Raw genomic sequence first — 23,071 nt, 5'->3', positions numbered from 1 at the left:
GGGTTGCTGCTTTCCCGTCGGGCTCATTCGGGGCGCCGATCACTCGACCAACTGCGCAGTTGAAGGGTGGTTCTGATGCGAGGTCGCAAGCCGATGGCGACGGCGTTGAAGATGGTGATGGGCAATCCCGGCAAACGGCCGCTCAACCATCGCGAGCCAAAACCCGTATCAGACCTGCCTACCTGCCCGGCGCATCTGCAGCCCTCCGCCAAGGCGGAGTGGAAGCGGCTGGCGCATGAGCTTCACCAGCTTGGCATTCTCACCCGGCTCGATCGCTCGGTACTCGCCGCCTATTGTGCAAGCTACGGCCGCTGGGTGGAGGCAGAGCGTCGGTTGAAGGAGACGCCGACGCTGCTGAAGACACCTGCCGGCTATGTCCAGCCATCGCCCTGGCTGGCGATCTCCAACAAGTCGGTCGAACTGATGCACAAGTTCGCGGCCGAGCTTGGCCTGTCGCCGTCATCGCGCAGCAGGGTCACCACCCGCCCCCTCGGACCAAAACCCTGGGAGGTCTCCAACGATGACGACGAATTCTTTTCCTGATTTGGTCTCGCCGAGCCGATCACGCGCCCCCTCCTCGCTGTCCGGCGCCCTGCCTTTGACGATCGAATACCGGCCGCTGTCGGAGCTGATCCCCTATGCACGCAATGCCAGGACCCACTCCGATCGCCAGATTGCCGAGATCGCCGCCTCGATCCGGGAGTTCGGCTGGACCAATCCCATTCTGGTCGACGGAGAGAATGGCATCATCGCTGGCCACGGACGGCTGCTGGCAGCCAGGAAGCTCGGCATGGCTGAAGTGCCTGTCATCGAGCTTGATGGCCTCACCGAGGCGCAGAAGCGTGCCTATGTTATCGCCGACAACAAGCTGGCCCTCAACGCCGGCTGGGACGACGAACTGCTGGCGCTGGAGTTCGGCGATCTGCAGAGCCTCGGCTTCGACCTGGCGCTCACCGGCTTTGGCGAGGATGAGATCGCAGCACTGATGTCGCATGGCACTGTCGGGCTGACCGACCCGGACGAGGTGCCAGCTACCCCGAAAGAGGCGGCGAGCCGGGCGGGCGATATCTGGGTCATGGGGAAGCACCGCCTCGTCTGCGGCGACAGTACCGATCCTGAAGCTGTCAGTCTGGCTCTGGCCGGAGTCAGCCCGAACCTCATGGTGACGGATCCACCCTATGGCGTGAACTACGATCCGGCCTGGCGCCAGAAACTCGGCACAGGAAGCGAGATCGCCAAAGGCAAAGTGCTCAATGACGACTGCGCCGACTGGCGGGCGGCCTGGGCGTTGTTTCCCGGCGATGTCGCCTATGTCTGGCATGGCGCACTGCACGCATCCACCGTCGCCGCCAGCCTTGAATCAAGCGGCTTTGCCGTGCGCTCGCAGATCATCTGGGACAAGACCCGGCTGGTGATCGGCCGCGGTGATTATCACTGGCAGCACGAACCTTGCTGGTATGCGGTCAGGAAGGGCGGCAAGGGCCACTGGAACGGCGATCGCAAGCAAACGACGGTCTGGGCAATCCCGCATCGCAAGTCCGAAACCGGCCACGGAACGCAGAAGCCGGTCGAGTGCATGCGGCGTCCGATCGAGAACAATTCTTCGCCGGGTCAGGCTATCTATGAGCCGTTCTCGGGGTCCGGCACCACGATCATAGCTGCCGAGATGACAGGGCGCTCCTGCCACGCCATCGAACTCGATCCAACCTATGTCGATGTCGCGGTGACGCGGTGGCAGGCATTCACCGGCGAGACGGCTGTGCTGAAAGGTGATGGCCGCAGCCTTGCCGAGGTAGCGGCCGAGCGGCAGGCAGCGCATGAGGCGCAGTCATGACGTCTTCGCTCGCCCAGTCGCGAACAGCATCGCTGGCCGAGGCCATCATCAACGCCGTGGCCGGCTTCCTCGTCGCGCTGGCCACCCAGCAGATAATCTTCCCGGTCTTCGGAATTACCACGACGCTGGTTCAGGATGGAGCCATCGCGGCGCTGTTCACCGGCGCCTCGCTCGTCCGCAGCTATGCGCTTCGCCGGCTCTTTCTCCATGTCGAAGCCTGCCGCCTTCGCGAGCAGGCTCTTCGCCAGACAAGGCTGCGGTCGCGCTTCGCCACCACAGGCAAACCCTCCCGGGAGAGCACACCATGAACCGGACCGAACTCGCCGCCATCTGGCCACCCTCCGCCGCGGCCTGCACAGCTGCCGGCCACGAGCGCATGCGGCCACTCGCTGCCATTCGCGCCAAATGTCTCGACTGTACCTGCTACCAGATCCAGGAAGTTAGGCTGTGCGAGGCGGTGAAGTGCCCACTCTGGCCATTCCGTGCAGGACGCCATCCTTATAAAAAACCTCCGTCAAATAGCGGTGCTCCACGCGAGCGCAGCGCGACCGGCACCTGGATCGCTGCTGACGCATCGTCGCAAGAAACACCGTCAATTGGCGGTGGTCCGTCGGGTAGCGCGGCATCCCGCTCCGAACCCAACGTCGTGGAGCACTGACATGGCCCGTCCGGTCCACACTCCCGATCCCGCCCTGCGCCGCCAGGTCGAGGCAATGGCCGGTTACGGCATTCCGGAGCTTGGCATTGCCAGGGTGATCGGCATCGATCCGAAGACGTTGCGCAAGCACTACCGCTCCGAACTCGACCTTGGTCACGTGAAAGCCAATTCGGCTGTCGCGCAGAGCCTGTTCAAGAAGGCGACCGGCGACGGCCCGCAGTCGGTTACCGCTGCCATCTTCTGGGCAAAGACGCGAATGGGCTGGAAGGAAACCATCGTCAACGAACATGGAGGCGTCGAGAACAATCCGGTCAGGATCAGCGTCGTCAGGCGCATCATCGTCGATCCCGCCGAGCGGGAGACGCCAAGGGCGATACCCCACTTCCCAAGCAAGCCAGACTGAGATCGGCTGGCGACTTGTCCGTCCTTCAGATCGAAACAGCCAAAATCTTCCAGCCGCTGCTGGCCGGCGCCCGCTACAAGGGCGCGCATGGCGGCCGCGGCTCCGGCAAGTCCCACTTCTTTGCCGGCCTGCTGATCGAGGACAGCCTCGCCGAGGCTGGCCTGCGATCGGTCTGCATCCGTGAGGTCCAGAAGAGCCTCAAGGATTCGGCAAAGCGACTGCTCGAAGACAAACTTGCCGTCTGCCGGTTGGGCGAGGCCGACGGCTTCCGGGTGTTCCGCGAGGTCATCGAGACGCCTGGCGACGGGCTGATCACCTTCCAGGGCATGCAGGACCACACCGCCGACTCCATCAAGTCGCTGGAGGGATTTAAGCGTGCCTGGGTCGAGGAAGCACAAACTCTGTCGACCACCTCCCTCGCCCTGCTTCGTCCCACCATCCGGGCGCCGGGCTCGGAGCTGTGGTTCTCGTGGAACCCAAGGAGAAAGACCGATCCCGTCGATGTCATGCTGCGCGGCAGGGAGTTGCCAACCGGCGCCACGGTCGTGCGCGCCAACTGGAGTGACAATCCCTGGCTGCCTGCCGAACTCGAACAGGAGCGCCGCGATTGCATGCGCACCGATCCCGACCAGTACGGCCATATCTGGGAGGGCGACTATGCAAGCGTTCTCTCCGGCGCATACTACGCAGCCTCGCTCACCGTCGCCCGACAGGAAAACCGCATCGGCAGGCTGGCGCGTGATCCGTTGATGCCAATCAAGGCGTTCTGGGACATTGGCGTCAGGGACGCCACCGCGATCTGGATTGCACAGTTCGTCGGACGCGAGATCAGGGTGCTCGACTATTACGAGGCCGTGCGACAGCCGCTGGGAGCCCATCTCGAATGGCTGCGATCGAAAGACTACGGCAACGCCGAATGCTACCTGCCGCATGATGGATCGCAGGAGGATGCGGTGACGGCAATTCGCTTCGAGGATCACATCCGCTCGGCCGGTTTCTTCGTTACCACCGTGCCCAATCAGGGCAAGGGCGCAGCCATGAAGCGGGTCGAGGCCGGCCGCCGGTTGTTCCCGGCGATCTGGTTCAATGCCGAGCCCTGCTCCCCCGGTCTCGATGCTCTTGGCTGGTACCACGAGAAGCATGATGAGGCCCGCAACATCGGGCTTGGTCCCGACCATGACTGGTCGTCACACGGCGCCGATGCTTTTGGCTTGATGTGCGTTGCCTACGAGGAGCCGCAGAAAAGGCCACTCGTCTTTCCAATGCGAGACATGAGGTGGGTTGTTTAAGCAGAAGTTCGGTTTCAGGGCCGTCTCCAGATTGTCAGCTAAACGGTGCAAAGCCTCGAAAGCGCACTCTGAGGTGGACGTGGCCAACGACGCCATCTTGACCCATGATGCACGGTTCGCGCCCGTCGCTGAGCATCGGACGCAACTGGCGGGTCCGAATGGGCGGCAATGAAGCCTCCGTTGCCCAACTAGACTTAACGTGGCCGACCATGGATCGGGCGGCTTTGCGGGTTTGCGATCTGTGCAGCAGTCACATGCAGGAGTTTGCGCAGTTTATTGTGCTCAAATGGACGGATGGGCAGGCCGTTCTGGAGCCAGTTCTCCATACCGCCCTCAACGTCAGTAGCGTTTCTCAGACCCATGCGCACGAGGTTCGCAGCCGCGAAACTCGATTGGTAGCCTTGGTTGCAGATCACGATTATGCGCCGCTCGTAGTCTCCTTTCCTGATCATCCGGTGCCGCCATGCCGAGCTTGGATCACAGCGCCACTCAAACTCATTGCGCGCAATGTGAACTGCCCTGGGGATCTCGCCGTCGCGAACCCGTTGCTCAAGGTACCGAATATCGACGAGCAGTGCGCCTCGTTCCATCTCGTCATAGGCTTCCGTAGGAGCGACGCGTATTGCCAGCATCGCGCGAGCTTCGAAGAGCATGTCATCTACAGTCATCATCGGTGCCCCCCGGCAGTAGTGACAACGTGATCTGGATCTCGGGCTACATTCCGGATCCTGTTCCATCATAGCGCTTGCAGTCGCGAAACGAACAGACCATGCAAGTTGCAATGGGGATGGCCTTGGCGGACTTGGCCGCGCACTCGCCTTTGCACCCGAGCCCCCTCCATTTGACGCATACTCTGTTACTCAATAGACTTCTTGAGTATGAAGAAAGATCGCCAGCACCGGGAATTTAAGAATCGGCTCTACGGGCAGTTCGCACGTATAGGCAAGGCGATCGCCAACCCCTCTCGCATCGAGTTTCTCGAACTGCTTGCGCAGAGCGATCGGACCGTCGACTCTCTAGCCAAGGAGACCGGTCTTTCGCTGGCGAATGCGTCACAACATCTCATCTCGCTTCGCGAGGCTGGCCTCGTGCTGAGCCGCAAGGCCGGGCCCTCCGTCTACTATCGGCTCGCGGACCAGTCGGTGTTTGAGCTGACACGCGCGATGCGGCTGGTGGCGGAGCGCCGTCTTGCCGAAATCGACAGGCTTGTTGCCGAACACTTCGTCGGCAGGGCCGACAGCGATGCCGTGAATTTCGACGATCTGCAGCGTATGGCGCGCTCAGGCGAGGTGACGATCCTCGATACCCGGCCTCCGCACGAATATGAGGCGGGCCACATCGAAGGCGCGATCTCCGCACCCATCGACCTGTTGCAGGAAAGCCTTCGGAAGCTGCCGAAGACCAAGGAGTACGTCGCCTATTGCCGCGGACCATACTGCGTCTACGCAGACCGGGCCGTGGAGACGCTGAAGTCCAGCGGTCGCAAGGCACGACGGCTTGCGGAAGGTTTTCCGGAATGGAAGGCGGCAGGCCTTCCGGTTTCGGCTTCGCAAGGGCATGTTCCTGGAGCTAACCCATGATACTCAGGCAATTCCTTCACTTTAATCCCGTCGCGGCGTCCTACCTTTTCGGCTGCGGCGGCAAGGCGTCTGCCGCTGTCGTCGATCCGGTTGGCGATATCGCCCCCTATATCGAGGCTGCCGCCACGACGGGGATGCGCATTCTCTACGTCATCGATACCCATCTCCATGCCGATCACATTTCCGCCGGGCGTGCGCTCGCGGATGCGTCCGGCGCCGAATATGTGCTGTTCGAAGGCGCCGACACTGGTTTTCCGTTTCGACGCGTAAAAGACGGCGACGTGCTCGAACTCGGCAACGTTGCCGTCACCGCCATGCACACGCCCGGCCATACGCCCGAACATATCTCGCTGCTCGTCACCGACAGGACTCGGGCTGCCGAGCCATGGTTTGTTCTGACCGGCCACACATTGATGGTCGGCGACCTTGGCCGGACCGAACTCGCATCGAGCGCCGAGGAGGGCGCAAGAGCGCTGTTTGCAAGCGTTCGCCGTCTGAGTGAATTGCCGGATCATATCGAAGTCCTGCCGGGAGCGTTTTCCGGCTCCGTATGCGGGCGCTCGCTCAGCGGCAAGCCGACGTCGACGATCGGCTTCGAGCGGCGGTTCAACAAGGCTTTCCGCATCGAGGACGAGGCGGCGTTCGTTGCCGCCATGATCGCTGACATTCCGCCACCGCCGCCGGGCGCGGCACAGACGCGGGCGGCGAATGCCGGGATACCGGTGCAGTGACCGTTGCAGCCGCCACATCGGCGGTGAAGCTTGGGCTTGGCGCAAACTGGCGGCAATTTTCGCTCCTGGTGCTGATCAACGCATTTGTCGGCGGCATGGTCGGCATCGAGCGCACCGTCGTGCCGCTGATCGGCAGCGAAGAGTTCGGCATCGCCTCCACTACGCTGGTCGTCTCCTTCATCGTCAGCTTCGGCGTCGTGAAGGCGCTTGCAAACCTTGTCTCGGGCCAACTCGCTGACCGCTGGGGGTGCAAGCGTGTGCTTGTTCTCGGCTGGCTTTGCGGACTGCCGGTGCCATTCATGATCATCTGGGCGCCGAGCTGGAGCTGGATCATCGCTGCCAATGCGCTGCTCGGCATCAGCCAGGGATTTGCCTGGTCGATGACGGTGATCATGAAGATCGACCTCGTCGGCCCGAAGGGACGCGGCCTCGCGGTAGGGCTCAACGAGTTCGCCGGCTACCTCGCCGTGGGCGTCACTGCTTTCGTGACGGGCTATCTCGCGGGACAGTACGGCCTGCGCCCTGTGCCGATCTATCTGGGCGTCGGCTATGCGGTGCTGGGGACAGTATTGTCGATCCTGCTGGTGCGCGACACGCGCGACCACGTGCGGCTGGAAATGGCGAACCATACGAAGGAAGCCTCGCCGCTGACATTCCGCGAGATTTTCACGCTGACCTCGTTCCGCGACCGCAATCTCTTCGCCGCTTCTCAGGCTGGGCTGGTCAACAATCTCAACGATGGCATGAGTTGGGGCATTTTCCCGCTGTTCTTCGCCGCAAACGGTCTTGGCCTCGAGCGCATAGGCATCCTGAAGGCCGCCTATCCGATCGTATGGGGCCTGCTTCAGGTCGTGACCGGGCCGCTTAGCGACCGCTGGGGACGCAAGGGCCTGATCGTCGCGGGCATGTGGGTGCAGGCAGCCGCGCTTTTCCTCACCGCATTCACGCGCGACTTCACCTGGTGGCTGGCTGCAAGTCTTCTCCTCGGCATCGGCACCGCGATGGTCTATCCGAGTCTGATCGCGGCAGTTTCCGATGCCTCGCACCCTTCTTGGCGGGCACGTTCGCTCAGCGTCTATCGCTTCTGGCGCGACCTCGGCTATGCTGTCGGCTGGCCTCATTGCCGACTTCTTCGGCTTCGCTTCGGCGATCGGATCGATCGCAGCACTGACATTCATGTCAGGGACAGTCGTGGCGCTACTGATGCGGGAGAGCCAATTCTAACGAAGAACTTGCACCAACTATACCCTCGCAGCTCTCGAGTTGACGTCCGGTCTTGGCGCAATCCAGGCATCCAGGCCTGAGGCGGGCAATGTCTGGTCTCGGGGATTCGCAAAACGCAGTTTCTACGACCGAAATAGGCGCTAGGCGCACATGCGAACTTGGCTTTCTTGCCCTTGTGAGCAAACTGCAAACGGTGGTTTGCAGTCTGAACACCAGCGAGGTTTCCATGTCGCAGTGCGCAATCGCCTACTATCGCGTGTCCACGCAAAGGCAGGGCCGATCGGGTCTCGGCATCGAGGCGCAGCGCGCGCGTGTGGAGCACTTCGCCAACGCCGAAGGCTTTCAGGTGATCGGCGAGCATGTCGACGTCGAGACCGGCAAGGGCTCCGATGCGCTGGACAGGCGCCCTCACCTCGCCCAGGCCCTGGCTGCGGCTCGACAGGCGCGATGTCCGGTGATTGTCGCCAAACTCGATCGGCTGTCGCGCGACGTGGCCTTCATCTCCGGCCTGATGGCCAGTCGCGTCGCCTTCATCGTTGCGGAGCTTGGCGCCGATGCGGACCCGTTCATGCTTCATCTTTATGCCGCACTCGCCGAGAAGGAGCGCCAGCTGATATCGGAACGGACGAAGGCGGCACTTGCTGCGCGGAAGGCACAGGGCGCGAGGCTCGGCAACCGGTCGCCGGCGCTGGCCGCAGCAAAGGGACGCGCGGCTAGTCTGGGACAGGCAGATCGCTTCGCCGGCGAGATCATTCCGATCATCCGCACCATCCAGCGGGCCGGCATTACGAGCTTGCGGGGCATTGCGGCTGCGCTGGAGGCACGCGGCATCAGAACCTCGCGCGGCGGCAGGTGGCAGGTGTCTAACGTCCGAAACGTGCTCACTCGCGGCAACGGCCTTTTATAGACGGGATGAACACACTTATGCGGGACAGCCAAACATTAGCGGCTGGCAATGGCGGGGGCGCACCGCTAGTTCGTCTCCCAAACACCTAGCCCACTAACCGTTGCGCATGAGGGAATTAGGTGTGTGCCTCTACACCCTTGGACGACATTCTTTTCAGTAAGGCCACAATCGGCGCGCATTTCGATATCATATACGACGGAACTCAGTTCCGATCTCTGACAGAAGTCGCCGTGATCTTCACGACAAATATTACAAAAGGCCTCTGAGCCCAAAGCATCTTCCAAAGGATCTCCGACACGAACGCCGTTTTCAAAAGCGGCACCCCGATCAGAGGTGTGAAATCCGACTATACGACCAGCTGGATCAAATTCGACGGAGACGGAAACGCCGTTACACTCGATCTTGGTGGAGACCCCCTCTTCATCTCCATCATAGTATTCTGCAGTCACATCGCACTGAGAAAAACGCCGACCCAAATGCTCCAGATTCACGTATTCCCCAATAAGTACGTGAGATTCGGGTCTAGATTCTAAATATATTCCTCTTTCTGTAAAAACGACGCTTTGTGCATAGCAGATCGTGCTAGTACATAAAGCAAAATATACAAAAAATACCACAAAAATGCTCGGTATCTTGAGTGTCCCTTTCATCATCCGTGAACCCGGTTCAAACGATAGGCATGAGTTCAGTTCTCACAATCAGCCCGCAGCTCGCGAGCCACCTGCTCGACTTATCTGATCGGCATCCATATCATCCTTTGCGGGTTGGCGAAACTAACGCAGATGGAGGGTGTGGATGCGCAAAGGTTTGCTGTTGTCTGCATTCCTCCTAGTCGTGCTGTCTGCCGTTGCTCTCGTCCAAAGTGTCTGGCTGAGGCCCGATAACATCTTCGACAACTATCCTGCCAATACCTGGACGGGTCGCATTGCTCCGCTCAGTTGGAAGCCCGACGACACGCCGGAACTGGATCGCTATGTCTCTTTGAAGGTCTATGGAGATTTTTCAGATCAACCAGACGCAACGTTCGAGGACGTCCAGCGCGGCTACATGGCCCTAGTCAATAACCGCGAGGTTCGATTCGCAGATCGATATGCGATCCTGAAGACTGGCTGCGGCACGGAGTGCTCTACTGGTCTACTCTTTGACTTGGAAACCGGAACGCCAGTTGCACAAATACCGATCTTCAGTTTTGGGCTAAAGTTTCGGTCCAACAGTCGACTGTTGGTGATCAACCCATTTGAGGAAGGCTTCCGCAACGACAATTCTGTCTATCCGGTTGCAGACCGAAGCGACTACTATCTTTGGAACGACGGTGAGTTCGTGCCATCAGGCCAGGTGCTGTGGCCAAAGCGGATAAAATCAGGCACCAGCTTACGAGGAGCCAAGAACCATTTAGCTCTTTTGGCTGGCATATGGGTGCGGGATCTATCGCTTTGTCCCGCGCTGGCTGCCGAGCCCGACCTGAAAGCTTTGCCACGCAAATTTGATAACCACTACATATATTTTGACCAAAGCCACTTTTATGACAATAGTGACACGGACGCCTTAATTGTCAGCATCGGCGAGTCAAATGATCGAATAGTGTTATCCTATGACTACGGTATCGTTGAGGACGAAACCTATTTCTTCTCTGCACATATTGTTGGCACACAACTTGAAATCTTCTGGGAATCAGATCCAAGCCGACCTCCAAAGACGGTTATCTACAGGCGTTGCGGGCAAGATGGCGGCTAGGCCGGAGGAGAGCGTCGGCCGGAACGCCAATGCCAGGCGCAGAGGGGGGGTCTGCTGAAAGGCAACAGCATCGTACGTCTTGATCGCCCTGGAGTAGTGGCCGTTCTAGCGTTTCACAATCCGCTCGGGCTCGACCCAGGACTTCCGCCGTGCTCATAAGACTTGTTGAAAGGAGGTCGCAGAAAGGTCGAACGCAACGCCCACCACGAGCGAGTCGCCTCCCAAGCGACGATCTCAATCATGTTGCCTTTGCCGTCGACCTCCACCACTGCCGATCCCCTGGCGTAGAGGGGAATACAGAATTTGTTCGGCTTGGCAACGCGACGGACGCCAGCCGGCAGTCTTTCTTGCACCGCCCGCGGTGCAGGTGTCAAACATCCGCAACGTGCACGTGCCGACGCGCAGCAGCTGCCCTTTATGGACGCGAGAGATCTGGTGTAGACTACTGAAATCGTCATTGGGGGCAACGATGAGTGGACAGCTATTTCTGCTTTTTGTCATATGGCTACTGCAGGCAGTTGCTACGTCTTGGTTAGCGCGATCCGTTGGCCGGAGCCCAGTCGTCTGGTTTATTTTGGGGCTCGCTACCGCGCCGATCGGACTGGTAGCCATAGGTTTCCTTTGGCTAGCTCATTCTAATGCTGCGCCTCCGGGGCACATAACTTGTCCCTTCTGTGGTGTAGCCACCACTGCTGCATCAATGCGCTGTACGGCCTGCCTCGAGTCGCTGACGTAGTCCAAAAGGGTTGGACGAAAGACCGCGTGGTTGCCGAGCGCGAGGCAGACGCGAAGCTGGCCGATTGGATCGCGCTGCGTGCAATTGGGGAATCGAGATGGTCAAACCGAACTGCATCCTTTCATCAAGCGTGATAATAGCGCTTCTGGCAACAGAAGGCCTGGCACAGGCGATCATAAATGATCAAGATGACACCATCTCTGCTCTTTTGAACAGAGAAGGAGTACCTTTTGATAAATGTGCCATTAACAAGCGACTCTATTCGGCACTGGATCATCCGCAGCATCGGTTTGAGTTCACTACAGGTGCCGCAGGCGGTACCGTCCGCTTTTCCGAGTACCGCGACTGGAAGCTGGGATGGACGGTATCTGGTGAATTTGCGTGCTCAAATGGCGCTGTTGTCTGCGGAATCGTGCTCCCAACGAAAGGAGCGGAAGATATCTCCGTTGGCTATGAGGAGTTTGAAACCCCTGCTGGAGAGCACTACGTTGTTTTCTCTCATCTTAGACAGATAGCATTCCGCCGCGAGTTCTATGGCTTGGGCGAACAAGGACTGAAAGTTGAATTGCAGAGCGGTTTTCAGCCAACGGACCAAGAGCTCCTCATCCCCTACAACGTGTATCGCTACTCGAACTGCCAGAAATAGGATTCTTGGGGGTAAGAGCCGTGCCAGAGACCCTTCATCTCCGGCCTGAAGGAATCTGGAGGAAGGTCAGGTCTTAGGGCAATCAAATAACGATCGCGACCACTCATGCACCGTATGATCCTACGGAAGAGGGCATGATCTACGTTGCATTTCTGATCGCAATATTGCCTTCTCGCGAGCTTCATTCTGGTACACAGTTCCAATTATTCCGTGATTCTTGCTATCGGTTTTTTCGTATTCGTTCTTCAATTCGACACAGCTCATTTTAGCGACAGCGAGGTTGTATTCTTCCTGCTTGTTTGCGCTCTTACTTGCAAGGTAACCTTCCGCAGCAATAATCGGTACGGCGGCGACGCAACCCTGTACCAATGATACTAACAGAATTGACGTAGCCGCCAATCCGCCAAGTTTTGCGCTTGAAGCTGAACCGAAAAATCCACTCGTTCTCATCGTTGCTCCCCCTGGTGTGGCGCATGACACGCCTTGAATAACGTAACATTTCCGGAGAGGTTATCCTCTCACGGCAAAGCTGGATCGAAATGGACGATTACACTCGCCCAGGACGCATATTTTTCCTTGGGAAGCTTGTAGGGTGCGCAGCGCACAACGGCTCTCCTAGCGGTTTCGGCGGCAGCGCGGCCTATGCTAGTTTGTGCGTCGCCCGATATGATCGTTGGGTTGCCTTTAAGGTTGCCGGCCAGATCGAGCTGGAACTGCACCGACACTCTAAGCGACTTAGGATCGATACCCTGCAGTGTTGGGATGTTCCAGCACTTCTGGACCTGTTCCTTAAAAGCGACCAATTCTGCTTCGGTTAGTGGCTCGGCTATTGCGGTCGTCGATATGGTCAGGCTGACCGCTCCGGCAAACACGTGACGCATTGACACCACGCGTTTTCTCGATTTGCGAAAGAGCTCGGAGGTCATGTGATATCCATTAGTATCCACGCACAGCGCGGACGCAATTTGACAAGGCATGCACCGAGGAAGACCTACGGTGCAACGAGTTTTCAGCAATTCGCGATCTTGTAGCGTGTATGAAGCATGCCGCCGGACGTCGTCGAGCTTCCTCTGGTTAGCGTGCATCGCACTGGCCGCTTGGGTAGACCTAAGAGCTTTCGATACTCCTTTGCGTCGTCGCGCTCCTTGACGGTGTGTCGAATGACGTAATCCCCCGGTGCGCGATCAAGATAACACTTGACGCCTGCGTATTTGTACCCGCCGGTGCTGCCGGCGTATCCAACGCAGGCGCCATTTTGCTGAGCGGCAGCGTGGACGCCTATGGCGCTAGTTCCGAACACGATGCACGCCGCTAAGACAGCCAACCAATTTTTCATTTTCCCCTCCGTGAATCACCAAGTGCTTTCGGCATGGTCTTTTCTCTGGTACCGAGGCTCTTCGGCCGCCAACTTCTCGAAGACGAGCCGCTTTTTTTGCCCTCGATATCACTATGGAATGACTAAGACGGTTTTGGTCGAACTCACTGCAATGTGCTGATCTGGACGCGTCGGTTGCGTCCATCCTTGGGCGCATCGGGAAACAAGAGCTGCGTCTTTCCAAAGCCCACAGCCTCCAATCTCCATTCCTCGATGCCCAATTCCATAACTAGATAGGCTCGCACAGCCTCTGCCCGCGCTTCTGAGAGTTGTTGGTTGTAGGCTTGGGTACCTACGGCGTCGGTGTGGCCCGCCAGGCGGAAGCGGTGGTTTCGTAAAACATCATCGCCTAAGGCTTCTGCAACAGTGCCAAGCATCTGGCGCGCGTCTCCGGTCAGCTCCGCCGAATTGTAGGCGAATCCGACAGCAAGATCGATGCGAGCTTCCTGTCCTTCTCTGGCCTCGACGGTAATGCCCCGCGCGCCTCGAAGCTTGATCCCCGACGGTGCTAGCCGCTTTACCAGCATATTGACAGTAACTTCGGAGATCGGTTCCTCTTGGGCTCTAACGTGCGTGAGGCAAGACAGGATAAGCATCATGCCCAACAGAAAGCGCATCGCCATTTCCTCTAACCTCTTACCTTGCAACGAAGCAGTTTCCGCCGGCATCGTGATAGCGGTTGCAAAGCTCAAGCGCTTCATCTTTGCTCGATGTTGGAATGCGGACGCGATATTCGACCCAATTTGTGTCGATCTCAGCCTTGTCAAACCTGACCCCGCGGCCGTCAAGTATAACGCCGTATTGACGTGCGAGGTCCCAATAAGTGGCATTCGCATCCTCCATGGAAGTTTCGGACGCAATTTGCATGCCCCATCCGCCGACATCGCTTTCAGATGGAGACGGTCGAGGGACTGAATCGGCCGGTCCGATCATCTGTTGCGAGTCTGTCTGTCCTGAAGCGGTGGCCAGACCTGCACTCTCTGCGGCCCAGGCCTTCAACGCATCGTCAAACACTCGGTCGCCTTGAATACCCTTTTCCATGGTGAACAGTGCCCGGCGCCCGGACTTGTAGACGACCGGAATATCGATCCAGCCCTGGCGCAGAAGCGTCAGGTTGGCCTCCATCTCCGCTTGGCTGTCGTTCAACGCCACGAGGAAGAAGCCGTCGGCCACCTTGCCGGGGATGCCGCTAAGGGGGGTGCCTGGTTTCGGCTCGGAGTCCTTCAACGCCACACGCAGAATGTTGTCGATGCCACCGCCGGGAAAATTCTCGGGCGCCAAAAAGATCATCTCAATAGTGTGGCTGGCAGGCAGCGAATGATCGACATTGCGCTTGATGGTCATGCGCAACTGCAGGTCCTTGCCGGGGATAACAGCCTCGGCGCGGATTGCCGGTTCGAGCGGCAAGCTTTTGCCAGGAGCCTCCTGAACTAACGACCAAGCGACCGAGCCGGGCGCGGCTGAACCTTCCGACGTATCGGTGCGTTCCTCATAGAAAATAACCGTCTGCTGGGTAGGTGGCGCCGACGGCGTTGCGGACTTCGGAATATCGACAGGAGTGGCAGCAATTTCGGAGTTTTCTTTTGGCGCGGGGGTGAGATCGCCGTCATCCCTGCCCTTCAGGAAATCAGTAATCGCTCCAGCACCGGCGTGTTCGCCGACCGCTCCGCTACCCGCCTCACCGATCGGCGATCGGGGCGCAACCTCTGGCAAGGCGACGGAAAGGACTGTCTTCCCTTCCAAGGCGTCTACCCCGGCAATTGAGAACGGTGCCCAGAAGAAGGGATGGCGCCAGCCGGATTTCCTGTTCATGACGGTCAGCATTGCCTGGCGAAGCGCGTGCGCTTTGCCCAGTCTGCTGTCGTCCGCGTTGCGCCGGATCGTCTCGATCATCAGTTCCGACGCGGCTTCGTCATCGATAGACCAGTGCGACACCAGAAGTGCTCGCGCTCCGGCAAAGAAGAATGCGCGCGCGAGACCCGACAGCCCGTCCGCATTCTTACCGTTGCCGCTCGCGGTGTTACATGCAGACAGAAGCACCCATTCGGCGTCTAGGCGCAGTGCCGCGGCTTCACTTGCGGTAAGCATCCCGTCTTCGCCATCGCTGGCGGCAAGCACCAATGCCGGCTCTCCGATGCTGCCCTCTGTAAGCTCCCTGGCTTCCTGCGACAGCAGCGCATGGGTAGCAAAGCTCAGAACGCGGTAGTCTGACAGGACGGCACTCTTGACGAAGGCTTCGGTAGCATGGCTTCCAATGATGTACCCGTTCTCACCACCGCCAAGCAAGCCGGAAAGGAACCGGACCTCGCTGGCAGTGCCCGGCAGATCATTGAGGGTAGCGCGCAGCGGTGAGGCAGATCCCTGTTTGCCAAAAGTGACCGGGGCAATGCCGAGATAAGGCTTTTGTCCCGTCGCCTCTCCTTTGCCGCCAAGGGCTCCATTCTGGCGAAGTGCTCGCAGGCTCGATGTTGTGGGCAACATGGAGACGGCACGGTCCTCGATGAGCCATTTCGGACTGCCGTTCTCCCTGAAGCCGGTCACCAGCACTGAGAATGGAATGGTCTCCAGCGATCCGTCCGGCACGACGATCAGATGGTCTACACCGGAAAGGTCGAACCCGCCCAGGACTAGATCGTAAAGCTCCTTGGCCTTGCAAGAATCGAAGGGAAACCCTTCCAGGCCAGGCACGTCGCTGGTAATCGCGCAGCGGGGCTCGACAGGTGATTGGCGACCATCCCCCGTAAGGTCGAGTGTGACGCGAAGGTCGGAGACCAGCCGATCTATCTGATCGCCGGAATTATAGGGCACCCGAGTCCATTCGACTCGATCGCGGGTCACAAGCCATGCGTAGAGTTTGCGCTCTACCACGGCAAAGGCGACCAACGCCTCCCCCGGTGCAAGCAGCAACTGTGCCTCGTCAGCCTTAAGCGCTTGGGGCAAAGTCAGTTCAGCCAGCGTCGGCAATTCCCGTTCGACACGCTCCCGCAATTCGTTGAACTTGTTCTCCGCAGCCTTCAAGTCACCCGAAAGCCCTTCTCGCAAAGCCTCGCCCTGCCTCGTATCCTCGAAGGACTTCGTGAAAGCGTCGCGCAACCCAACTAGTTGGTCGCGGGCGTCCTGCAAGTCCCGCAGCGCGGTGGCGACGCCGCCATTTCCGACGGAAAGCCTGGCGCCCAGGTCGTTCAGAGCTGTGTCTAGCCGGCCGAATTTCCACCACCCCTGACCCTCGAAGCTCATGCGCGCTTGCTCAGTCGCAGAAAGGCCGCTTTTGGAAACGGAAGAGAAATACCGCGCAAGGTCGATCGGCACCAGAACATCACCCGCTGTATCCGTCTTCGCCGAGCCACCGCCGAAATAGTTGGGCAGTGCTTCGAACGAACGTTGCCAAAGCGCTGCCGCCTCGGCATGGCGATTCTCTTTCATTCTGTAGGCGATCGCTAAAGTGTTAGTTGTTTCGAGCGTATCGGGATGCTGGGCGCCGAGTGTTGTCGCACGCGCATCAAGCAAGCGCAGGTAGAAAGTCTCAGCATCCTTATTTCTGCCTGTTTTCGAATAGAGCTTAGCTAACTTGTTTACGTATATTAATGTGTTTCTGTGAGTCTCTCCAAATAATTTTTCGTTTGATTCAATCAGTCTCAAATAAAGTTTCTCAGCATCTCTGTAGGCTCCTCTCTCTCTGTAGAAATCAGCAATATCGTTTACCGCAGTGAGAGTCAGCGAACCATCAATACCATCAGTACGCTCTCTAGCTTGCATTACACGCATATAAAGTTGTTCGGCCTCCGCATATCGACCTTGGCGACTGTATATGTCTGCAAGATTCGTGACAGTAAATAGTGTTATAGAATCATCCGCGCCATCTTCCCGCTCGCGCCCTGCCAACACCCGCAGTTGAAGGCGCTCCGCTTCTTCCAGTTTGCCAAGTTTAAGGTACATTTCCGCTAAATTGTCCGCAGCGGAGAGCGTCGATGTATGGTGTTCACCTTCCATCTGCTCCGTCGCGTCGAGCACGCGCGCATACAATCGTGCCGCATCGTCATGACGGTTCATCCATCGATACGCCCAAGCTAACCTTTTGAGGGCCTCTATCGTCCGGTCGTCTTCAACCGGCCCATTGGGTAGTTGGCCAACCGCGCGCTCCAGCAGTTGTTCCTGGGCCACGGGTTTCTGCCCCCGCGCCTTGTAGACGCGATCCAGCTGGAAGGCTGTGTCAAACGTCTCCTTGGCGCTTGCGCCGGCCAAACGTTCCCAACCGGCCAGCGTTCGCGACAGCACAAGCTCTGCATCGGCAAAGCGGCCCAATCCATAATGGACGATGCCAAGGCTCACCCCTGAAGCGAGCGTCTGTCGATCATCAGGGCCTAGGACACGTGCCCTGGTTTCAAAAACGCGCGCGTATAGCCTTTCGGCATCTGCAAGGCGACCCAATGTGTGATAGTTGTTGGCAAGTTCGCTGACAGCCACCAGCGTGTCAGGATGATCCTTGCCCTTCTGCTGCTCTAATCTGGCAAGCGCGCGGGAACGAAGACGTTCCGCGAGCCGCAGATCCACGTGATTTGCCAATTGCTTCGAGAACTCGAGCGTGTCCGGGTGATCTATGCCCGAGGCTTTTTCCTTTGCGGCTAGCGCCCGCTCCACCAAACGCTCCACCTTGAGATCCTGGCCTTGTTGCCTATAGACCTTTATAAGTAGGGAATAGAGACCAAGTGGAGCGGGGCCATCCGTTTCAACAGCGGCTAACCATCGCAAATACAGCTCTTCGGCTTCCGCGAAGCGGCCCTGCTCCACATACATATCCGCCAGCTCCCGCACGGCATAATAATTAGAATAATCGTGACCAGGCAAACGTTCTTGCAAAGCAACTGCGCGCAAAAAAATGCGCTGCGCATCGGTGTAACGGCGCTGGCTCCGATAGACATCAGCCAGGGACACAAGCGTGTCGGCTCGCGAATTAAGAGCTTCGGTAGTTTCCTTGTGACCTACATTGATCATGCGCTCTTGAACAGCCAGAGCTCGCAAGAGTAGCGGTTCAGCGTCTCCTTTCCGACCGGTCCCTCGGAAGTTGTTTGCCAACCTGATAAGCGTGCGGAGTGTATCCGGATGGTCATCGCCGAGCACCTTTTCCTGCAAAGCGAGAAGGCGTTTGAGAAGCTGAGCGGCGTCTACCGGATCCAGAGTTGGAACTATCGCCCACATCAGATGGAGCGTGCCTCGATCCTGATCGCCTTTATCCTGGACCTGTAAAGCAAGTGCTTTATCCATGAGTAGTTTGGCTTCCGCGCGCTGTCCCAACTGCGCTTGCGATAAGGCCTCTCTCCAAAGACCGCCAACTTCTTTTGAGGTTGCTTGTTGAATGATATCGGCCTCATCCTCTAGCCAACCAGGCGTTCCCACTAGATCTGCCTCATTTGCGACCGCGTCAGACGCAGAGCCTAGAGACCTAACCTTCGTGCCAAGGAGGTTGAATATCTCCATCTCGCTCATGGCTTCCGCATTCTCGGCTGCCCTGAATGCCCCAAGCGCAGCCTGCGACCCTTGACCCCATTTGCCATCGATTTCGCCCCGATAGTACCCGAGGAGTTGCAATCGCCGCTGCCGCTGCTTGAGGATCTCGATCGGCTCGTGTGAAGCGATGATGTGGCAGCCCTTGTTGGCCTTACGACACTCCGTCAGCGCCCCTTCGTCGGCTAATTCTTTGGACGGATCTATTAAGTTCCATGCGCAGGAAAGTCCGTTGCCGGAGAGTGCGAAGGAACGGAACGTCTCGCCCGCTTCGTGCCACTTCTTCAGCGCGTCGCGGCATTCCTTCGTTTGTGGCAAAGTGGCGAGCCCGGAAGATGCGTAGATGCGGCAGCCTCGACCCTTCTTGGCGCATGCCCGGTTAGCGGTGCGTTCGGCCTCTTCAGTAGTTTCGTATCCGGTTGAGGAACCGCAAGACCTGCCGTCGCGCGACAGTGAGAATGCCTTGATCAAGGGCTCACTACGCCACTTTCGATATAGTTCGCGGCATTCCGGGCCATTGATCCGCTGTTGTGCTGCGGCATCAAATGGACTCCCGAACGAGACTAACACGACGCAAGACGCAAGCACGACAAATCTTGTCGGCCGACACACGCGCAATAGTCTCGAACAGCGAAAGTGCTTCCCGGTGTTCATCGTCTCTACTCCATGACCGTGACGGTCATTCTGGCCGACGACATCGCCTTGTTCCCGATTGCCGCAAATATTTCGGTCAGCCGTGAGGCCAACGTCAAAGGCAGTGGCCGCATCGAGGTCCCTCGAAGCGACTCGGGCAGGTCGGACGCTACGTCTCGGGACGTGGCAATACATTGGAATATCTCGATGCCGCTGGTCTTCGCATTGATGCGCAACACAACCGGATCAGCTACCGGAGTACGAGCGCCATCAGGGAAGAGGTGCAGCCTCCCGCCGGCAAAAAAATTGGCGCCGCGCTTGTTTCCATACAGCGGATTGGGCAGAATCTGGATCGTATCGCCTGCTGCGTCCGTGTAAAAGCAGAAGAGCCAGGCGTCACGATCCAGCCGGAAAAGAACCTCAAAGATCTCTCCAGGTTTGTAGGCAGGATTCAGACCACGCTGGCTGGTCATGTCGAAGGTAAAGGCACCGTCCGGCCCCCAATAGTTGGCTTCTGCCGGCGTGGGCGGCTCCAACGCCAGCCCTTCGGGGAGCTGATCGAGTCTTATGTTTCCGATCCAGCCCACGGTAGTCCCTGTTCGGTTCCTGGCTGTGACGTGCAGTTTCGCGCGTTCGCCGCAAAGCCAATATCGAAATGACAAAAGATATGAATCATTGTCGGCTTGATCCGGAGCCTGGACTTCGTGAATACGCGGATCAAGCTGGCGCGGCAGGACATCGAGGCCGCGAATCCGCAGAAGGCCTGTGCCGGCTCCATCATCCAATAGATGGACAGAAAGCGTCCGTCCTGTGATAACGTTCTCGAAGCCTTGGGCAATCCGGCTGGCCAACAGTGATTCTAGATAACGGCCGAACTCGGTTCTGGCATGTGTGTTGCCAAAGTACCCGCCCTCGACCACCAGATTGCGCATCGAAGACGCCCGGTCGGCAATCTCCTCTGCAACCCGGCCGACGGCGACATCAACGGGTAGCGCGCCGTCCCCGCATTGCGCGTCGACGAAAGTGCGGGGAACCTCGATCACAGGTGTGACGGCTAGGGTCTGACCCTGACGACTGTCGATCAGCTTAAATGAAACAAAAACGCGCCCAGACTGTTCAACCAATGCCCCGGCGATCGTATAATCCACATCGCGAAGATTGCTTTCGATGATATCCAGCGGCTTGCGGCCCGCCTTCTCGAACGCGCCGACGCGGTTCAGATAGGCTATATTTGCGGCTACGCCGTCGCCATCCAGAAAACGGATGCAATCGGGGCTGCCGCCTATAAGCTCTGCCAGGACCGTGGTATAGATGCGACCGGCGCTCGCGGTACCAACGGGCAGATCCGCTTCGTCAAAGGGCCAAATCCCAACGCTGACAGAGTTGTGGCCCGAACAGTGGGCCTCCGCCGAAAGCGCTCGCGCCAGATCACGCCCTGCGCGGACAAGATCGTCTGCAGCGGCCTGACCAGTCCAGCAGAGCTGGAACAGAGCAACCATCACTGCCAAGAAATTGACTACTGGCATAACGTCCCCCGCCTGAATATGCCGAACTTCCTATCCGTGTTCTAGTAGGGCTCGGCAGGGCGACCGCTTGTTGCAGCCGTCCTGCACAAATCTGATAGCCCCTACCTCTTCTTGGGTACTTCGATCTTGTCGACCTCGAAACGGTTCCGGACCATTCCTATTCGGGTCTCAAAGCCCATGTGCTCTGCCATCATGCGCAGGTTGCGATTCAACCGCGCGACATCGGAGCAGCTCTCGTACCAGTACTCTGCCTGAGTGAGACCGACCTTGACGGGACGGTGATGGTCGTAGCCCCGGAAGGCAACCAGATACTCCTCGATCCTGGAATACTCCTCGCTGTCGAAGCCTCGGAATGTAAGCGAGTAGCCAGTGGTCAATCCGGTACATTTCGACGTAGGCCCGATAGCGACTTCCGATGACTGCACATCGACACTTCCGTCTGCGCCCGCGGCGGCAATCGAAGCATCGTTGTCTCCTGTGGGAGCGAGCACGTCTAACTTGCTTGCGAGAACTGCCCCTACATCGGTGGCGATGCGCTTTGCCTCGTCACCGACATTCTCCAGGATGCAATCGCGATTACATTGCGGCGGCAGAGGCGGCAGGTCACCCGCATCATAGGAGACTTCGAAACTGCCGAGTGCCTGACCAGTCGTGACATTGATCAGTCGTCCCGGAATCCTAATGCGTAGATCGGTAATGTCGGCGAAGGCGTTCTTCTCCGCCGACGCGTAGATTTGGAACACCGCGATGGCGTCGATCGGTGCGTCCTGGATGCGTCGCGCCACAGTGAGAAGTTCAGCATCGGTGCGACGGACTCGACTGGGATCGGTGACGTCCAGACTGACTGCAGTCTCATCATAGACCTTGAAGCCCTCTGTCTGCATTTCCCCAGATATGGCTTGGAGAACACGGTTGAAGATACGCGAATTGCGCGGGACCGTGTCGCGGTCGGCGTCTTCACCGACGATCAGCAGGTTGGGTTGTTCTCCGCCAATCGCATAGCCTGTCGCACCCGCCAAGAGTGACAGAGCGGTCGCCGCCAGGATAGAAAGAAGCTTATTCATCGTTGCCCTCCATCGGCCGCTTTGGCCGCTTGATCTTTACTCTCACATTTACTCTTTGGAACGGCCAAGCGCGTTTTCGTGAAAACGGCCTTGCATCACGCGTATTGGAAATGATCGTCGACATCACTCGATGGTGATCGTAACCGATGGATTGTCGAGATCCGGCTTCTTCTCGTATTCGGGCGGCACAATCATCGTGACCTCGACGCGCCGGTTGATCGCCGCGAAAGGCTCGCTTTCCGCCTTAGGGCGATCCTCTCCAAAACCGACCACTTCCAACCGCGCGGGGGCAATAGAGAAGCGCTGAATGAGATACGATTTGACCGCCTGGGCGCGTCTTAGCGAGAGTTCGCGGTTATAGCCCGCTGCCCCTTTGGCATCGGTATGACCGATGATCAGGTATGTGTACGGTCGAAGCGATCGGGACTCCAGTGCTTTGCCAAGCGCCTCAAGCTGGTTCTGCGCCCGTATCGTCAGTGCTGCGCTGTCAAAGGGAAAATATACCTCGAAATCCGCAGAATATCTCGTGTCTACACGGATGATCCTACCGTCAATTTGCACATTGACGGTTTCTGAGCGCCAAGCCTCGCGTGCGATCACGTGTGAGTCCGCCGGCGCCAACGACCTGATGATGTTGTTGATCTCTTGATCATCAAAGGCGGCAGCATCGCTTGGCGGAAGCAGGGTGGCCATGCAGAGAAGATGTACTGCTAACATTGCCCGTTTCATAATGGTTGCTCCTTAATAGTGCCGAGAAGACGTCCGGGTTTGAATGCTATTTGGGCGCAGCGTGATGACCGTCCCCGCCCAGGGTCTTTGACGCGCTTGAGACGTTCGGCTGTAGAGCTCCCTGATGTGCATTCTGCTGAGATGAAACTGGAATGGTTATCTTTCCAGCACACCTTTCAGTGCTTTCAGTCGCGCACGCTGGGGACGCGCGGTTTACTCGGAAGTCGTCGAGGTCGGCATCATCGCACTGAGGATCGCAACGGAGCCAGTTCGCAGACTCGTGCTCTTTGTACAGCTGGAAAGACTGCCCGCGGCAAGAGTGTAGGGCGACAGGCGATGTAGGTCCCTCGAACACATCCACGGAAACGTCGCCGCCTACAATTACCTTTACCGTGACAGCGCCTCGCTCGATTACGAATTCCCGCGGGGCAATTTGCCCCTCGTTCGATGCATTCCGAGGCTGGGGATCAGATTTGGCCGGCGTGGAAAGGAACGGCACG

17 protein-coding genes and 2 pseudogenes are annotated in these 23,071 nt (G+C 58.4%); 11 read left to right on the top strand and 8 right to left on the bottom strand.

Annotation, left to right across the window (positions count from 1 at the left end):
• Nucleotides 1-75: 75 nt before the first annotated feature.
• The 5 genes from ABLE71_RS25540 (at nt 76) to ABLE71_RS25520 (ending at nt 4,184) form a co-directional block, all read left to right on the top strand.
• Nucleotides 76-543 (top strand): phage terminase small subunit P27 family, encoded by a 468-nt coding sequence (locus ABLE71_RS25540; protein ID WP_348786301.1) that lies wholly within the window; start codon nt 76-78, stop codon nt 541-543.
• Nucleotides 544-598: 55 nt separating this feature from the next.
• A complete protein-coding gene (locus ABLE71_RS25535) occupies nt 599-1,834 on the top strand; it encodes a site-specific DNA-methyltransferase (RefSeq protein ID WP_348786300.1) in 1,236 nt (411 codons plus the stop codon).
• Nucleotides 1,831-2,142 carry a hypothetical protein gene (locus tag ABLE71_RS25530; RefSeq protein WP_348786299.1) on the top strand — a complete coding sequence of 104 codons (312 nt, stop codon included), beginning with the start codon at nt 1,831-1,833 and terminating at the stop codon, nt 2,140-2,142. Before ABLE71_RS25535 ends, ABLE71_RS25530 begins: the two co-directional genes overlap by 4 nt.
• Nucleotides 2,143-2,493: 351 nt before the next feature.
• Nucleotides 2,494-2,895: a hypothetical protein gene (locus ABLE71_RS25525; RefSeq protein ID WP_348786298.1), complete on the top strand. Its 402-nt coding sequence runs from the start codon at nt 2,494-2,496 to the stop codon at nt 2,893-2,895.
• Nucleotides 2,896-2,909: 14 nt separating this feature from the next.
• Nucleotides 2,910-4,184 carry a phage terminase large subunit gene (locus tag ABLE71_RS25520; protein WP_348786297.1) on the top strand — a complete coding sequence of 425 codons (1,275 nt, stop codon included), beginning with the start codon at nt 2,910-2,912 and terminating at the stop codon, nt 4,182-4,184.
• A 194-nt stretch (nt 4,185-4,378) separates the two neighbouring features.
• Here the strand turns inward: ABLE71_RS25520 and ABLE71_RS25515 are convergent, their stop codons facing one another.
• Nucleotides 4,379-4,855 carry a rhodanese-like domain-containing protein gene (locus ABLE71_RS25515; RefSeq protein WP_348786296.1) on the bottom strand — a complete coding sequence of 159 codons (477 nt, stop codon included), beginning with the start codon at nt 4,853-4,855 and terminating at the stop codon, nt 4,379-4,381.
• A gap of 207 nt (nt 4,856-5,062) precedes the next feature.
• On the opposite strand from ABLE71_RS25515, the gene ABLE71_RS25510 reads away from it, so the two are divergent.
• The 6 genes from ABLE71_RS25510 (at nt 5,063) to ABLE71_RS25485 (ending at nt 11,742) form a co-directional block, all read left to right on the top strand.
• The gene (locus tag ABLE71_RS25510; RefSeq protein ID WP_348786295.1) at nt 5,063-5,764 is read left to right on the top strand and encodes a metalloregulator ArsR/SmtB family transcription factor; all 702 of its coding nucleotides are present in this window, start codon (nt 5,063-5,065) and stop codon (nt 5,762-5,764) included.
• A complete protein-coding gene (locus tag ABLE71_RS25505) occupies nt 5,761-6,495 on the top strand; it encodes an MBL fold metallo-hydrolase (RefSeq protein ID WP_348786294.1) in 735 nt (244 codons plus the stop codon). Before ABLE71_RS25510 ends, ABLE71_RS25505 begins: the two co-directional genes overlap by 4 nt.
• The gene (locus ABLE71_RS25500) at nt 6,492-7,799 is read left to right on the top strand and encodes an MFS transporter (protein ID WP_348786293.1); all 1,308 of its coding nucleotides are present in this window, start codon (nt 6,492-6,494) and stop codon (nt 7,797-7,799) included. The genes ABLE71_RS25505 and ABLE71_RS25500 overlap by 4 nt, the downstream gene beginning before the upstream one ends.
• A 146-nt stretch (nt 7,800-7,945) precedes the next feature.
• Complete coding sequence (locus tag ABLE71_RS25495) at nt 7,946-8,626, top strand: recombinase family protein (protein ID WP_348786292.1); 681 nt, start codon at nt 7,946-7,948, stop codon at nt 8,624-8,626.
• 795 nt (nt 8,627-9,421) lie between these two features.
• Nucleotides 9,422-10,360, top strand: coding sequence for a hypothetical protein (locus tag ABLE71_RS25490; protein ID WP_348786291.1), 939 nt, complete (start codon nt 9,422-9,424; stop codon nt 10,358-10,360).
• An 833-nt stretch (nt 10,361-11,193) separates the two neighbouring features.
• The gene (locus ABLE71_RS25485; protein ID WP_348786290.1) at nt 11,194-11,742 is read left to right on the top strand and encodes a hypothetical protein; all 549 of its coding nucleotides are present in this window, start codon (nt 11,194-11,196) and stop codon (nt 11,740-11,742) included.
• 518 nt (nt 11,743-12,260) lie between these two features.
• Here ABLE71_RS25485 and ABLE71_RS25480 read toward each other — a convergent pair.
• From ABLE71_RS25480 to ABLE71_RS25450, 7 genes and pseudogenes are all read right to left on the bottom strand, one after another.
• Nucleotides 12,261-12,668, bottom strand: coding sequence for a hypothetical protein (locus ABLE71_RS25480; protein ID WP_348786289.1), 408 nt, complete (start codon nt 12,666-12,668; stop codon nt 12,261-12,263).
• Between the two features lie 553 nt (nt 12,669-13,221).
• Entirely contained in the window at nt 13,222-13,740 is a 519-nt protein-coding gene (locus tag ABLE71_RS25475) for an OmpA family protein (RefSeq protein ID WP_348786288.1), read from the bottom strand.
• Between the two features lie 346 nt (nt 13,741-14,086).
• A pseudogene (locus ABLE71_RS25470) lies at nt 14,087-14,617 on the bottom strand (hypothetical protein); the annotation flags it as partial.
• 264 nt (nt 14,618-14,881) lie between these two features.
• Nucleotides 14,882-18,313, bottom strand: a pseudogene (locus tag ABLE71_RS25465) (CHAT domain-containing tetratricopeptide repeat protein); the annotation flags it as partial.
• Between the two features lie 965 nt (nt 18,314-19,278).
• A complete protein-coding gene (locus tag ABLE71_RS25460) occupies nt 19,279-20,778 on the bottom strand; it encodes a DUF4384 domain-containing protein (RefSeq protein WP_348786287.1) in 1,500 nt (499 codons plus the stop codon).
• A 101-nt stretch (nt 20,779-20,879) separates the two neighbouring features.
• The gene (locus ABLE71_RS25455; protein WP_348786286.1) at nt 20,880-21,842 is read right to left on the bottom strand and encodes a hypothetical protein; all 963 of its coding nucleotides are present in this window, start codon (nt 21,840-21,842) and stop codon (nt 20,880-20,882) included.
• Nucleotides 21,843-21,965: 123 nt separating this feature from the next.
• Nucleotides 21,966-22,571: an OmpA family protein gene (locus ABLE71_RS25450; protein ID WP_348786285.1), complete on the bottom strand. Its 606-nt coding sequence runs from the start codon at nt 22,569-22,571 to the stop codon at nt 21,966-21,968.
• Nucleotides 22,572-23,071: the final 500 nt, after the last annotated feature.

Source organism: Mesorhizobium sp. KR9-304 (genome assembly GCF_040049215.1).
Taxonomy (GTDB): domain Bacteria; phylum Pseudomonadota; class Alphaproteobacteria; order Rhizobiales; family Rhizobiaceae; genus Mesorhizobium_K.
The sequence above is the reverse complement of the archived record's forward strand: the minus strand, read 5'-3'. Positions and strand labels throughout refer to the sequence as shown.

Excerpts from the sequence above, each read along its gene's own strand:
- ABLE71_RS25505 (WP_348786294.1), top strand. The coding sequence starts at position 5,761 with ATGATACTCAGGCAATTCCTTCACTTTAATCCCGTCGCGGCGTCCTAC.
- ABLE71_RS25480 (WP_348786289.1), bottom strand. The coding sequence starts at position 12,668 with ATGACCTCCGAGCTCTTTCGCAAATCGAGAAAACGCGTGGTGTCAATG.
- ABLE71_RS25540 (WP_348786301.1), top strand. The coding sequence starts at position 76 with ATGCGAGGTCGCAAGCCGATGGCGACGGCGTTGAAGATGGTGATGGGC.
- ABLE71_RS25485 (WP_348786290.1), top strand. The coding sequence starts at position 11,194 with ATGGTCAAACCGAACTGCATCCTTTCATCAAGCGTGATAATAGCGCTT.
- ABLE71_RS25450 (WP_348786285.1), bottom strand. The coding sequence starts at position 22,571 with ATGAAACGGGCAATGTTAGCAGTACATCTTCTCTGCATGGCCACCCTG.
- ABLE71_RS25475 (WP_348786288.1), bottom strand. The coding sequence starts at position 13,740 with ATGGCGATGCGCTTTCTGTTGGGCATGATGCTTATCCTGTCTTGCCTC.
- ABLE71_RS25530 (WP_348786299.1), top strand. The coding sequence starts at position 1,831 with ATGACGTCTTCGCTCGCCCAGTCGCGAACAGCATCGCTGGCCGAGGCC.
- ABLE71_RS25490 (WP_348786291.1), top strand. The coding sequence starts at position 9,422 with ATGCGCAAAGGTTTGCTGTTGTCTGCATTCCTCCTAGTCGTGCTGTCT.
- ABLE71_RS25495 (WP_348786292.1), top strand. The coding sequence starts at position 7,946 with ATGTCGCAGTGCGCAATCGCCTACTATCGCGTGTCCACGCAAAGGCAG.
- ABLE71_RS25455 (WP_348786286.1), bottom strand. The coding sequence starts at position 21,842 with ATGAATAAGCTTCTTTCTATCCTGGCGGCGACCGCTCTGTCACTCTTG.
- ABLE71_RS25515 (WP_348786296.1), bottom strand. The coding sequence starts at position 4,855 with ATGATGACTGTAGATGACATGCTCTTCGAAGCTCGCGCGATGCTGGCA.
- ABLE71_RS25525 (WP_348786298.1), top strand. The coding sequence starts at position 2,494 with ATGGCCCGTCCGGTCCACACTCCCGATCCCGCCCTGCGCCGCCAGGTC.
- ABLE71_RS25510 (WP_348786295.1), top strand. The coding sequence starts at position 5,063 with ATGAAGAAAGATCGCCAGCACCGGGAATTTAAGAATCGGCTCTACGGG.
- ABLE71_RS25460 (WP_348786287.1), bottom strand. The coding sequence starts at position 20,778 with ATGCCAGTAGTCAATTTCTTGGCAGTGATGGTTGCTCTGTTCCAGCTC.